This is a genomic window from Pseudomonas sp. B7 (genome assembly GCF_016735645.1).
Classification (GTDB): Bacteria; Pseudomonadota; Gammaproteobacteria; order Pseudomonadales; family Pseudomonadaceae; genus Aquipseudomonas; species Aquipseudomonas glycinae.
Window position 1 is genome coordinate 1 of record NZ_JAERRE010000018.1, and the last position, 13,952, is coordinate 13,952.

Annotated in this window: 10 protein-coding genes; 9 read left to right on the forward strand and 1 reads right to left on the reverse strand. The window is 58.4% G+C overall.

The features are described 5' to 3' along the window. Positions 1 to 770: 770 nt before the first annotated feature. Positions 771 to 2,060 (reverse strand): citrate synthase, encoded by a 1,290-nt coding sequence (gltA, locus tag JKA62_RS27975; protein WP_007959044.1) that lies wholly within the window; start codon positions 2,058 to 2,060, stop codon positions 771 to 773. Positions 2,061 to 2,424: 364 nt separating this feature from the next. Here gltA and sdhC point away from each other — a divergent pair, with 364 nt between their 5' ends. From sdhC to sucD, 9 genes are all read left to right on the forward strand, one after another. Next, positions 2,425 to 2,799, forward strand: a complete 375-nt coding sequence (gene sdhC, locus JKA62_RS27980) for a succinate dehydrogenase, cytochrome b556 subunit (protein ID WP_011333113.1) — start codon at positions 2,425 to 2,427, stop codon at positions 2,797 to 2,799. Then, positions 2,793 to 3,161 carry a succinate dehydrogenase, hydrophobic membrane anchor protein gene (gene sdhD, locus JKA62_RS27985; RefSeq protein WP_007959040.1) on the forward strand — a complete coding sequence of 123 codons (369 nt, stop codon included), beginning with the start codon at positions 2,793 to 2,795 and terminating at the stop codon, positions 3,159 to 3,161. Before sdhC ends, sdhD begins: the two co-directional genes overlap by 7 nt. 3 nt (positions 3,162 to 3,164) lie before the next feature. Then, positions 3,165 to 4,937, forward strand: a complete 1,773-nt coding sequence (gene sdhA / locus JKA62_RS27990) for a succinate dehydrogenase flavoprotein subunit (protein WP_011333114.1) — start codon at positions 3,165 to 3,167, stop codon at positions 4,935 to 4,937. Positions 4,938 to 4,948: 11 nt separating this feature from the next. Continuing rightward, the gene (locus JKA62_RS27995; RefSeq protein ID WP_007959035.1) at positions 4,949 to 5,653 is read left to right on the forward strand and encodes a succinate dehydrogenase iron-sulfur subunit; all 705 of its coding nucleotides are present in this window, start codon (positions 4,949 to 4,951) and stop codon (positions 5,651 to 5,653) included. Positions 5,654 to 5,906: 253 nt separating this feature from the next. After that, on the forward strand, positions 5,907 to 8,738 hold the full coding sequence (locus tag JKA62_RS28000; protein ID WP_011333115.1) for a 2-oxoglutarate dehydrogenase E1 component: 2,832 nt from the start codon (positions 5,907 to 5,909) through the stop codon (positions 8,736 to 8,738). Positions 8,739 to 8,780: 42 nt separating this feature from the next. Then, positions 8,781 to 9,998: a 2-oxoglutarate dehydrogenase complex dihydrolipoyllysine-residue succinyltransferase gene (gene odhB, locus JKA62_RS28005; RefSeq protein WP_201820454.1), complete on the forward strand. Its 1,218-nt coding sequence runs from the start codon at positions 8,781 to 8,783 to the stop codon at positions 9,996 to 9,998. Between the two features lie 97 nt (positions 9,999 to 10,095). Next, entirely contained in the window at positions 10,096 to 11,532 is a 1,437-nt protein-coding gene (gene lpdA / locus JKA62_RS28010; RefSeq protein ID WP_011333117.1) for a dihydrolipoyl dehydrogenase, read from the forward strand. Positions 11,533 to 11,733: 201 nt separating this feature from the next. Then, positions 11,734 to 12,900, forward strand: a complete 1,167-nt coding sequence (sucC, locus tag JKA62_RS28015; protein WP_007959029.1) for an ADP-forming succinate--CoA ligase subunit beta — start codon at positions 11,734 to 11,736, stop codon at positions 12,898 to 12,900. Continuing rightward, complete coding sequence (gene sucD, locus JKA62_RS28020; RefSeq protein WP_011333119.1) at positions 12,900 to 13,784, forward strand: succinate--CoA ligase subunit alpha; 885 nt, start codon at positions 12,900 to 12,902, stop codon at positions 13,782 to 13,784. The genes sucC and sucD overlap by 1 nt, the downstream gene beginning before the upstream one ends. The last annotated feature ends 168 nt before the right edge of the window (positions 13,785 to 13,952 follow it).

Consider the following 13,952-nt stretch of genomic DNA (forward strand, 5'->3'; position numbering starts at 1 on the left):
GCTGCACCTCCTCTCGATGTGTTTGGCTTCGCCAAACGGTCGCTGCGCTCCCACCCCCGGATCAATCCCTCCACTCAGCCTGCCGACGGGCCCTGCGATCAAAAGCGGTACTCGAGCTAACGCTCATTGTGGTGAGTGGTGAGTGGGGAGGGGCGTGGGGTGTTCGGCTTTGGATTTGTGGTGGATTTACCCCTCACCCCAACCCTCTCCCCGAGGAGAGGGAGCCGATTTTTGTGCTTTTCAAAACCTGAGTTCAACGCGTTATCGCACGTCGGCGAACCTCTCCCAAACCACTCAGTCAGTTCCCTCTCCCTCCGGGAGAGGGCTAGGGTGAGGGGGGGGCTCTTGATCTGGCTTCTGCTCTGGCTCTGGCTTTTGATCTTTAGCCCCTTCGGCAGGCCGAGCGGAGGTGTCCATCAGGGGGTAGGCGCGCAGCGCCGTGCGGCGCAGCCGCATACATCGAGAGGAGGTGCAGCGAAGCAAACCGTAGGCGATGCCCCCTGATGGACACCGTAGCGAGGGAGCACTGAGCCTAAGCGAAGTGCCGTACGCCGGGGCAAAAGCCTTTTGGTTCCTTTTTGGCGTTTGAAAAAGGGACTCGCTGTAAGAGCGAAACCGCCAGCGGCAGCACCCGAAGCAACGGATATACACCCAATCAACAAAAAAACAGTCGGCCCAAAGGCCGCTGAGATGCCCAAAACGAAAAACGGCCCCCATTCACATGGAGGCCGTTCCCGGTAAAACGCTAAGACGCTATCGCAAGACAGCTCTTATTTGCGGTCTTCCAGCTTGGTGATATCCCGCGACTCATAACCAGTGTACAGCTGACGCGGACGGCCAATCTTGTACGGGCTTGAGAGCATTTCCTTCCAGTGCGAAATCCAGCCGACAGTACGTGCCAGGGCGAAGATCACAGTGAACATGCTGGTCGGAATGCCGATCGCCTTGAGGATGATCCCCGAGTAGAAGTCGACGTTCGGGTACAGCGAGCGCTCGATGAAGTACGGATCGGTCAGGGCGATCTCTTCCAGGCGCATGGCCAGTTCGAGTTGCGGGTCGTTCTGGATGCCCAGTTCCTTCAGCACTTCGTCGCAGGTCTGCTTCATGACAGTCGCGCGAGGGTCGCGGTTCTTGTAGACGCGGTGACCGAAGCCCATCAGTTTGAACGGATCGTTCTTGTCCTTGGCCTTGGCGATGAACTTGTCGATGTTCGAAACATCGCCGATTTCATCGAGCATGGTCAGCACGGCTTCGTTCGCACCGCCGTGGGCAGGGCCCCACAGTGCGGCGATGCCGGCGGCGATACAGGCGAACGGGTTGGCACCCGAGGAGCCCGCCAGACGCACGGTGGAGGTCGAGGCGTTCTGCTCGTGGTCGGCGTGGAGGATGAAGATCCGGTCCATGGCCTTGGCGAGTACCGGGCTGATCGGTTTGATCTCGCACGGGGTGTTGAACATCATGTGCAGGAAGTTTTCCGCGTACGACAGGTCGTTGCGCGGGTACATCATGGGTTGGCCCATGGAGTACTTGTAAACCATCGCGGCCAGGGTCGGCATCTTGGCAACCAGGCGGATCGCGGAGATTTCGCGATGCTGCGGGTTATTGATGTCGAGGGAGTCGTGGTAGAAGGCCGAGAGGGCGCCGACTACACCACACATGACAGCCATCGGGTGGGCGTCACGGCGGAAGCCGTTGAAGAAGGTTTTCAGCTGCTCGTGAACCATGGTGTGGTTCTTCACGGTGCCGACGAACTGGGCCTTTTGCTCTGCAGTCGGCAATTCGCCGTTCAGCAGCAGGTAGCAGGTTTCCAGGTAGTCCGACTTTTCAGCCAGCTGTTCGATCGGGTAGCCGCGGTGCAGCAGGATGCCGTTGTCGCCGTCGATATAGGTGATCTTCGATTCGCAGGAAGCGGTCGACATGAAACCGGGGTCGAAAGTGAAGCGGCCCGTGGCCGTCAGGCCCCGAACATCGATAACATCGGGACCAACGGTGCCGGTTAAAATGGGCAGCTCGACGGGGGCTGCGCCCTCGATGATCAACTGCGCTTTTTTGTCAGCCATGTGGCCTCCTATTTATGCTTGAAATCATCAGACAGACCCCCCACGCAGGGCCCGCACCACTATAGTGAGATAAATTCGAATGTCAATTTGCCTAAAGTCTTGCTCCAGAAGGCTTTAACCGTACTTTTTCCTCGAAATTGCCTGCCATTTACGCCTTTTATACGACTTGTGCAATCCGCTATTGGGGGTAGGCGATTGCGTTGTCATTAGTAGCCTAACTGTCTATACTCGGCGACCGACCGCCAAGGGCTTTTGGGCTTGCTTTCATTGGGGGTCGCATCCCTGGGTGGTGGTTACCTGACCAGTGCACTCCCCAACAACTTTGCCCTGATTGTTAGGGGCTCTTCAGTGTGAAAAAAAAGCCGTGAAAAGCCAACGACCTGTAAACCTAGACCTAAGGACCATCAAACTCCCCATCACCGGCGTTACGTCGTTTCTTCACCGTGTTTCCGGCATCATCCTCTTCCTGGGCCTTGGCATCATGCTTTATGCATTGGGCAAATCCCTGGGTTCCGAGGAAGGTTATGTCGAGGTGAAGGCATGCTTGACCAGTCCGCTGGCCAAGTTCGTAGCATGGGGCCTCCTGTCCGCTCTTCTGTATCACCTGGTTGCCGGTGTGCGCCACTTGATCATGGACATGGGCATCGGTGAGACGCTGGAAGGCGGCCGCCTGGGCTCGAAACTGATCATCGCCGTTTCCGTGGTGCTGATCGTTCTGGCAGGAGTTTGGATATGGTAACCAGCGTTACAAACCTTTCGCGTTCGGGCCTCTATGACTGGATGGCACAACGTGTGTCTGCGGTCGTTCTCGCGGCTTATTTCATCTTCCTGATCGGCTACCTCGTCGCGAACCCGGGCATTGGCTACGACCAATGGCACGGCCTGTTCGCCCACAACGGAATGCGTATCTTCAGTCTGCTGGCACTGGTTGCCCTGGGCGCTCACGCCTGGGTCGGCATGTGGACCATCGCGACCGACTACCTGACGCCAATGGCGCTGGGCAAGTCCGCGACTGCAGTACGTTTCCTTTTCCAGGCAGTATGCGGCGTCGCGATGTTCGCTTACTTCGTCTGGGGTGTGCAGATTCTCTGGGGTATCTGATTCATGGCTAACATTCCAACGATTTCTTTCGACGCCATCATTATTGGTGGCGGCGGTGCCGGCATGCGCGCAGCGCTGCAACTGGCACAGGGCGGTCACAAGACTGCCGTGATCACCAAGGTTTTCCCGACCCGTTCGCACACTGTGTCCGCACAGGGCGGCATCACCTGCGCCATCGCTTCGGCCGACCCGAACGATGACTGGCGCTGGCACATGTACGATACCGTCAAGGGTTCCGACTACATCGGTGACCAGGACGCTATCGAATACATGTGTCAGGAAGGCCCGGCTGCCGTTTTCGAGCTGGACCACATGGGTCTGCCGTTCTCGCGTACCGAGCAAGGCCGTATCTACCAGCGTCCGTTCGGCGGTCAGTCGAAGGATTACGGTAAAGGCGGGCAGGCTGCCCGTACCTGCGCCGCTTCCGACCGTACCGGTCACGCGCTGCTGCACACCCTTTATCAGGGCAACCTGAAAGCCGGTACCACGTTCCTGAACGAGTACTACGCTGTCGACCTGGTGAAAAACCAGGAAGGCGAATTCGTCGGTGTGATCGCGATCTGCATCGAAACCGGCGAAACCACCTACATCCGCGCCAAAGCCACCGTACTGGCTACCGGCGGTGCAGGTCGTATCTACGCATCCACCACCAACGCCCTGATCAACACCGGTGACGGCGTCGGCATGGCTCTGCGTGCTGGCGTGCCGGTACAAGACATCGAAATGTGGCAGTTCCACCCGACCGGCATCGCCGGCGCCGGTGTACTGGTTACCGAAGGCTGCCGTGGTGAAGGTGGTTACCTGATCAACAAGCACGGCGAGCGTTTCATGGAGCGTTATGCTCCGAACGCCAAAGACCTTGCCGGTCGTGACGTTGTTGCCCGTTCGATGGTTAAGGAAATCATCGCCGGTAACGGTTGCGGTCCGAATGGCGACCACGTAATGCTCAAACTCGACCACCTGGGCGAGGAAGTGCTGCACAGCCGTCTGCCAGGCATCTGCGAACTGTCGAAGACTTTCGCACACGTTGACCCGGTGGTTGCTCCGGTTCCGGTTGTTCCGACTTGCCACTACATGATGGGCGGCGTTGCCACCAACATTCACGGCCAGGCGATCACCCAGGACGCCGAAGGCGTGGATCAGATCATCCCTGGTCTGTTCGCGGTAGGTGAAGTGGCTTGCGTATCGGTTCACGGTGCCAACCGTCTGGGCGGCAACTCGCTGCTCGACCTGGTGGTATTCGGCCGCGCTGCCGGCCTGCACCTCGAAAAAGCGCTGACCGACGGCATCGAATACGACGACGCTACCGAAGCCGACATCGAAGCTGCCCTGGCACGTCTGAACGCCCTGAACAACCGTACCGACGGCGAAGACGTCGCTACCCTGCGTCGCGAGCTGCAAAGCTGCATGCAGAACTACTTCGGTGTATTCCGTACCGGCGAATACATGCAGAAAGGTATTGCCCAGCTGGCTGATCTGCGCAAGCGCATCGCGAATGTGAAGATCAACGACAAGTCGCAGGCGTTCAACACTGCCCGTATCGAAGCGCTGGAACTGCAAAACCTGCTGGAAGTGGCTGAAGCTACCGCCATCGCTGCCGAAGTACGTAAAGAGTCCCGCGGTGCTCACGCCCGTGAAGACTTCGAAGATCGTGACGACGAAAACTGGCTGTGCCACACCCTGTACTTCCCGGGTGAGAAACGCGTCGCCAAGCGTGCCGTGAACTTCTCGCCGAAGACTGTTCCGACTTTCGAACCTAAAGTCCGGACTTATTAAGGGTGACCGCCATGTTGCAAGTCAGTGTTTATCGTTACAACCCTGATCAGGACGCTGCGCCGTTCATGCAGGAATTCCAGGTTGATACCGGTGGTAAAGACCTGATGGTGCTGGACGTGCTGGCCCTGATCAAAGAGCAGGACGAAGGTTTCTCCTATCGTCGCTCCTGCCGTGAAGGCGTCTGCGGCTCCGACGGCATGAACATCAACGGCAAGAACGGCCTGGCGTGCATCACGCCGCTGTCCGCTGTCGTCAAAGGTAACAAGCTGATCGTTCGTCCGCTGCCAGGTTTGCCGGTTATCCGTGACCTGGTTGTCGATATGAGCATCTTCTACAAGCAATACGAGAAGGTTAAGCCATTCCTGCAGAACGACACGCCGGCTCCGGCCATCGAGCGTCTGCAGTCCCCTGAAGAGCGTGAAAAGCTCGACGGTCTGTACGAGTGCATCCTGTGCGCCTGCTGCTCGACCTCTTGCCCGTCCTTCTGGTGGAACCCGGACAAGTTCCTGGGTCCAGCTGCCCTGCTGCAAGCGTACCGCTTCCTGGCAGACAGCCGTGACACCAAGACGTCCGAGCGTCTGGCGTCCCTCGATGACCCGTTCAGCGTCTTCCGCTGCCGGGGCATCATGAACTGCGTCAACGTATGTCCGAAAGGCCTGAACCCGACTAAGGCCATCGGTCACATCCGTAACATGCTGCTTTCGAGCGGCGTGTGATTCAGCTGCTGTAACCGCTGTACCCGTAGAGGGCTTAGGCGCGGGCTTCAACCCGCGCCATGGCTATAACCAGAGCAGCAGCCATAAGCTGCGGCTCTTATTTTGAAGAAATGAGACAAGCAGGGGCATCCGGGCTGGTACCCGGACTATCAGTGTGATCCTAAGTGGCTTGTTTTGGTCGCTGCATTCGGACTTCTGCAAGCTTGCTCGGTGTCGGCACCGATGGTGTTCCCCTAACCGAGGGTGACCAAGCATGCAAGAAAGCGTGATGCAGCGCATGTGGAACAGCGCCTACCTTTCAGGTGGAAACGCTGCCTATGTGGAAGAGCTCTACGAGCTCTACCTGCACGACCCTAACGCTGTGCCAGAAGAGTGGCGCACCTACTTTCAGAAGCTGCCTGCCGACGGCAGCTCTGCCACCGATGTTTCGCACTCCACAATTCGCGATCATTTCGTGCTGCTGGCAAAGAACCAGCGCCGCGCCCAACCGGTTTCCGCCGGCAGCGTGAGCAGTGAGCACGAGAAGAAGCAAGTTGAAGTGCTGCGATTGATCCAGGCCTACCGTATGCGTGGCCACCAGGCAGCCCAGCTTGACCCGCTGGGGCTGTGGCAGCGTCCTGCACCTGCAGACCTGTCGATCAATCACTACGGCTTGACCAATGCCGATCTTGATACGACCTTCCGTGCCGGCGACCTGTTCATCGGCAAAGAGGAAGCGAGCCTACGCGAAATTCACGAAGCGTTGCAGCAGACATATTGCCGCACCATCGGCGCTGAATTTACGCACATCACCGATTCCGAGCAGCGCCAGTGGTTCCAGCAGCGTCTGGAAAGCGTGCGTGGCCGTCCGGAATATTCCGCGGACATCAAGAGCCACCTGCTCGAGCGCGTGACAGCCGGTGAAGGCCTGGAAAAATACCTGGGCACCAAATACCCGGGCACCAAGCGTTTCGGTCTGGAAGGCGGCGAAAGCCTGATTCCGATGCTCGACGAACTGATCCAGCGTTCCGGTTCCTACGGCACCAAGGAAGTCGTCATCGGCATGGCTCACCGTGGCCGTCTGAACGTACTGGTCAACACCTTCGGCAAGAACCCGCGCGAGCTGTTCGACGAGTTCGAAGGCAAGAAGAAGGTCGAGCTGGGTTCCGGTGACGTTAAATACCACCAGGGCTTCTCGTCCAACGTAATGACCACCGGCGGTGAAGTTCACCTGGCCATGGCGTTCAACCCGTCCCACCTGGAAATCGTTTCCCCGGTGGTCGAGGGTTCGGTTCGCGCCCGTCAGGATCGTCGCAACGACCCTACCGGTGAGAAGGTTCTGCCGATCTCCATCCACGGTGACGCGGCATTCGCCGGTCAGGGCGTGGTAATGGAAACCTTCCAGATGTCGCAGACCCGCGGTTTCAAGACCGGCGGTACCGTGCACATCGTGATCAACAACCAGGTCGGTTTCACCATCAGCAACCCGCTGGACTCGCGTTCCACCGAGTACGCGACCGACGTTGCGAAAATGATCCAGGCGCCGATCCTCCATGTGAATGGTGATGATCCGGAAGCCGTGTTGTTCGTGACCCAGCTGGCCATCGACTACCGCATGCAGTTCAAGCGTGACGTGGTGATCGACCTGGTCTGCTACCGTCGTCGCGGCCACAACGAGGCCGACGAGCCAAGCGGCACCCAGCCTCTGATGTATCAGCAGATCACCAAGCAGCGCACCACCCGTGAGCTGTACGCTGATCGTCTGACCCAGGCCGGTGTATTGGACGCAGAGCGTGTTCAGGCGAAAGTCGACGAATACCGCAACGCGCTGGACAACGGTCTGCACGTCGTGAAATCGCTGGTCAAAGAGCCGAACAAAGAGCTGTTCGTGGACTGGCGTCCGTATCTGGGCCACGCCTGGACTGCGCGTCACGACACTCGCTTCGACCTCAAGACCCTGCAGGAACTGTCCGCCAAGCTGCTGGAAATTCCGGAAGGCTTCGTGGTTCAGCGTCAGGTCGCGAAGATCTACGAAGACCGTCAGAAGATGCAAGCCGGCGGCCTGCCGATCAACTGGGGTTACGCCGAAACCATGGCGTACGCGACCCTGGCGTTCGAAGGTCACCCGATCCGCATGACCGGTCAGGACATTGGCCGCGGCACGTTCTCGCACCGTCACGCTGTGCTGCACAACCAGAAAGATGCCGGTACCTACATTCCGCTCAAGCATCTGTATGAAGGTCAGCCACGCTTCGACCTGTACGACTCGTTCCTGTCGGAAGAAGCCGTACTGGCGTTCGAATACGGCTACTCGACCACCACGCCAAACGCGCTGGTGATCTGGGAAGCCCAGTTCGGCGACTTCGCCAACGGTGCACAGGTCGTTATCGACCAGTTCATCACCAGCGGCGAGCACAAGTGGGGCCGTCTCTGCGGTCTGACCATGCTGCTGCCACACGGTTACGAAGGTCAGGGCCCTGAGCACAGCTCGGCACGTCTTGAGCGTTACCTGCAGCTGTGCGCCGAGCACAACATTCAGGTGTGCATGCCGACCACCCCGGCCCAGATCTACCACTTGCTGCGCCGTCAGGTGATTCGCCCGCTGCGCAAGCCATTGGTCGTTCTGACTCCAAAGTCGCTGCTGCGCCACAAGCTGGCCATCTCGACTCTGGAAGATCTGGCCGAAGGTTCGTTCCAGACCGTTATCCCGGAAATCGATGCACTGGACCCGAAAAAGGTCGAGCGCGTTGTTCTGTGCAGCGGCAAGGTCTACTACGACCTGCTGGAAAAACGTCGTGCCGAAGGCCGCGAAGATATCGCCATCGTGCGTATCGAGCAGCTGTACCCGTTCCCTGAGGACGACTTGAAAGAAGTCCTGGCTCCTTACACCAATGCCAAAGCGGCCGTGTGGTGTCAGGAAGAGCCGATGAACCAGGGCGCCTGGTACTGCAGCCAGCACCACCTGCGTCGCAGCATCAGCAACCTCAACAAATCTCTCGTACTCGAGTACGCGGGCCGTGAGGCTTCTGCTGCCCCAGCATGTGGTTACGCATCGATGCACGCCGAGCAGCAGGAACAACTGCTGCAAGACGCGTTTACCGTTTAACGCCTTCGCGCACCTGAAACCGAATTTAAGGAACCACAGATAATGGCTATCGAGATCAAAGCCCCCACTTTCCCGGAATCGGTTGCCGATGGCACCGTTGCCACCTGGCACAAACAACCGGGCGACGCCGTCAAGCGTGACGAACTGATCGTCGACATCGAAACCGACAAAGTCGTACTGGAAGTGCTGGCTACCGCCGACGGCGTGCTGGGCGCAATCGTCAAGGGCGAGGGCGAAACCGTCCTGTCCGACGAAGTCCTGGGCTCCATCGTTGAAGGCGGCGCTGCATCCGCTGCTCCGGCTGCTGCTCCTGCCGCTGCCGCCGCTGCACCTGCTGCCGCTCATGGCGAAGACGACCCGATCGCTGCTCCTGCCGCGCGCAAGCTGGCTGAAGAGAACGGCATCAACATCGCTTCTGTTGCCGGCACCGGCAAAGGCGGTCGCGTGACCAAGGAAGACGTGGTTGCAGCCGTTGCTGCCAAGAAAGCCGCTCCGGCTGCCGCGCCTGCCAAGGCAGCTGCTCCGGCCGCCGCCGCTCCTGTGTTCGCCGCTGGCGACCGCATCGAGAAGCGCGTTCCGATGACCCGCGTTCGTGCCACCGTTGCCAAGCGTCTGGTTGAAGCTCAATCGAACATGGCGATGCTGACCACTTTCAACGAAGTCGACATGACCGAAGTCATGGCCCTGCGTTCGAAGTACAAGGATCTGTTCGAGAAGTCCCACAACGGCGTACGCCTGGGCTTCATGTCGTTCTTCGTGAAGGCTGCCACCGAAGCGCTGAAACGCTTCCCGGCGGTCAACGCTTCGATCGATGGCAACGACATCGTTTACCACGGTTATGCCGACATCGGCGTCGCTGTTTCCAGCGACCGCGGCCTGGTGGTTCCTGTTCTGCGTAACGCCGAACACATGAGCCTGGCTGAAATCGAAGGCGGCATCGCCACTTTCGGCAAGAAAGCCCGTGACGGCAAACTGTCGATGGACGAAATGACCGGCGGTACCTTCACCATCACCAACGGTGGTACCTTCGGTTCGATGATGTCGACCCCGATCGTCAACCCGCCGCAGGCAGCGATTCTGGGCATGCACAACATCATCCAGCGTCCGATGGCCATCAACGGTCAGGTCGTGATCCGTCCGATGATGTACCTGGCACTGTCCTACGATCACCGTCTGATCGATGGCAAAGAAGCTGTAACCTTCCTGGTGACCATCAAGAACCTGCTGGAAGATCCGGCTCGTCTGTTGCTGGATATCTGATAGAAGCAGTCACGCGCTGCAAGCTTCAAGCTGCGGGAAAACGCAGCCTGGCTTGCAGCGCGCGGCTTGAAGCTTTTCGCTAAAGAGGATTTTTTGAATGTCGCAGAAATTTGACGTAGTAGTGATCGGTGCGGGCCCTGGCGGCTACGTGGCAGCTATCAAGGCCGCGCAACTCGGCCTGAGCACTGCCTGCATCGAGAAGTACACCGATGCTGAAGGCAAGCAAGCCCTGGGCGGCACCTGCCTGAACGTAGGCTGCATTCCTTCCAAGGCGCTGCTGGACAGCTCCTGGAAATACAAGGAAGCGAAAGAAAGCTTCAACGTCCACGGTATCTCGACCGGCGAAGTCAAAATGGACGTCGCTGCGATGGTTGGCCGCAAGGCTGGTATCGTCAAGAACCTGACCGGCGGTGTTGCCACCCTGTTCAAGGCCAACGGCGTTACTTCGATTCAGGGCCACGGCAAACTGCTGGCCGGCAAGAAAGTCGAAGTCACCAAGCCGGACGGCTCGGTTGAAGTCATCGAAGCCGAAAACGTCATCCTGGCTCCAGGTTCGCGTCCGATCGACATTCCACCGGCTCCGGTCGATCAGAAAGTCATCGTCGATTCGACTGGCGCTCTGGAATTCCAATCCGTACCTAAACGTCTGGGCGTGATCGGCGCTGGCGTGATCGGTCTGGAACTGGGTTCGGTGTGGTCGCGTTTGGGTGCAGAAGTGACTGTTCTGGAAGCCCTGGACACCTTCCTGATGGCAGCGGACACCGCGGTTTCCAAGGAAGCGCTGAAAACCCTGACCAAACAGGGTCTGGACATCAAGCTGGGCGCCCGTGTAACCGGCTCGAAAGTGAACGGCGACGAAGTCGTTGTGAACTACACCGACGCCAACGGCGAACAGACCATCACTTTCGACAAGCTGATCGTAGCCGTTGGTCGCCGTCCGGTGACCACTGATCTGCTGGCTGCCGATAGCGGCGTGACCCTGGACGAGCGCGGTTTCGTGCACGTTGACGATCACTGCGCCACCACCGTACCGGGCGTTTACGCCATCGGCGACGTGGTTCGCGGCATGATGCTGGCTCACAAGGCCTCGGAAGAGGGCATCATGGTTGTCGAGCGCATCAAGGGTCACAAGGCCCAGATGAACTATGACCTGATCCCTTCGGTTATTTATACTCACCCGGAAATCGCATGGGTCGGTAAAACCGAGCAGGCCTTGAAAGCTGAAGGCGTTGAAGTTAACGTCGGCACCTTCCCGTTCGCAGCATCCGGCCGTGCCATGGCCGCCAACGATACCGGTGGTTTCGTCAAGGTCATCGCCGATGCCAAGACTGACCGCGTATTGGGCGTGCACGTGATTGGCCCGAGCGCCGCAGAACTGGTTCAGCAGGGCGCGATCGGTATGGAATTCGGCACCAGCGCTGAAGATCTGGGCATGATGGTTTTCTCCCATCCGACCCTGTCTGAAGCCTTGCACGAAGCCGCTTTGGCAGTGAATGGCGGCGCCATCCACATTGCCAACCGCAAGAAGCGTTAAGACACACAATAAGAAACCACGGCGGTACGGCCCGTCGTGAGCCTTGCGTGCAAGACTCACCGCGGAATGTCCGCTGGACGCAGCCTTGCGTAGCTGCACCGGGTATCCGGAAAGGCTACGCAAGCAGCAGTCACAGGTGGCGCGGCACTCATAAAGAGCGCAGCGCCGAATGCGCAGTACCTAACGAAGACGGTAAAAAGCATGAATCTTCACGAGTATCAGGGTAAGCAGCTGTTCGCTGAATACGGCCTGCCAGTTTCCACTGGTTTCGCAGTAGACACCCCGGAAGCAGCAGCAGAAGCTTGCGACAAAATCGGCGGCAACGAGTGGGTTGTCAAAGCCCAGGTTCACGCCGGTGGTCGCGGTAAAGCGGGCGGCGTCAAGCTGGTTCGCAGCAAAGAAGACGCCAAAGCCTTCGCACAGCAGTGGCTGGGCAAGCGTCTGGTGACTTACCAGACTGATGCCAACGGCCAGCCAGTCACCAAGATCCTGGTTGAATCGTGCACTGATATCGCTAAAGAGCTGTACCTGGGCGCTGTCGTTGACCGTTCGAGCCGTCGCATCGTGTTCATGGCTTCCACCGAAGGTGGCGTGGACATCGAGAAAATCGCTCACGACACTCCAGAAAAAATTCTGAAAGCCACTATCGATCCACTGGTTGGCGCTCAGCCATTCCAGGGTCGCGAGCTGGCATTCCAGCTGGGTCTGGAAGGCAAGCAGGTTGCTCAGTTCGCCAAGATCTTCGTAGGTCTGGCCAAGCTGTTCAAGGATCACGACCTGGCTCTGCTGGAAGTGAACCCGCTGGTGATCAAGGCTGACGGCGATCTGCACTGCCTGGACGCCAAGATCAACATCGACGCCAACGCAATGTACCGTCAGCCTAAGCTGAAGACTTTCCACGATCCGTCGCAGGACGATCCGCGCGAAGCGCACGCTGCCAAGTTCGAACTGAACTACGTAGCACTGGAAGGCAACATCGGCTGCATGGTGAACGGTGCCGGCCTGGCCATGGGTACCATGGACATCGTCAACCTGCACGGCGGCAAGCCAGCCAACTTCCTCGACGTAGGTGGTGGTGCTACCAAAGAGCGCGTAACCGAAGCTTTCAAAATCATTCTGTCCGACAGCAATGTCGCTGCAGTACTGGTTAACATCTTCGGCGGCATCGTTCGTTGCGACATGATTGCCGAAGGCATCATCGGTGCAGTGAAAGAAGTCGGCGTGAAAATCCCGGTTGTTGTTCGTCTTGAAGGCAACAACGCTGAACTGGGCGCTAAAGTACTGGCAGAAAGCGGTTTGAACATCATCGCTGCTACCAGCCTGACCGACGCTGCTCAACAAGTCGTTAAAGCTGCGGAGGGCAAGTAATGAGCGTCCTGATCAATAAAGACACCAAAGTAATCTGCCAGGGCTTCACCGGTGCGCAGGGTACTTTCCACTCCGAACAAGCCATTGCCTACGGCACCAAAATGGTTGGCGGCGTGACGCCAGGCAAAGGTGGCACCACTCACCTGAACCTGCCTGTGTTCAACACTGTGAAAGAAGCTGTAGAAGCCACTGGCGCCACCGCCAGCGTAATCTACGTTCCGGCTCCTTTCTGCAAGGACTCGATCCTGGAAGCAGCTTTCGGCGGCATCAAGCTGATCGTCTGCATCACCGAAGGCATTCCTACCCTGGACATGCTGGACGCCAAAGTTAAGTGCGACGAGCTGGGTGTTACCCTGATCGGCCCTAACTGCCCAGGCGTGATCACCCCAGGCGAATGCAAGATCGGCATCATGCCAGGTCACATTCACTTGCCAGGCAAGGTCGGTATCGTTTCCCGTTCCGGCACCCTGACCTACGAAGCTGTGAAGCAGACCACTGACGCCGGTTTCGGTCAGTCGACTTGCGTCGGCATCGGTGGTGACCCGATCCCGGGTTCGAACTTCATCGACATCCTGAAGCTGTTCCAGGAAGACCCGAAGACCGAAGCGATCGTCATGATCGGCGAGATCGGCGGTTCGGCTGAAGAAGAAGCGGCTGCCTACATCAAGGCCAACGTGACCAAGCCGGTTGTTTCCTACATCGCTGGTGTGACTGCTCCTCCGGGCAAGCGCATGGGCCATGCTGGCGCAATCATCTCCGGCGGCAAAGGCACTGCAGACGAGAAATTCGCTGCTCTGCAAGACGCAGGCGTGAAAACCGTGCGTTCGCTGGCAGACATCGGCAAGGCCCTGGCCGAGCTGACTGGCTGGGAAGTGAAGAAGTAAGCTTCGGCTGACTTCTCTGCTCCAGCAACAAAGGCCACCTTCGGGTGGCCTTTGTCGTTTCCGGCGTTCGGGTGGACGATGGAAATTTATAAGCACTCACCCAATAACATGCAAAAACGCGACACAGAAACGTCGCGTATCGGATAGTTCGCCCTCTAACAGTGCGTT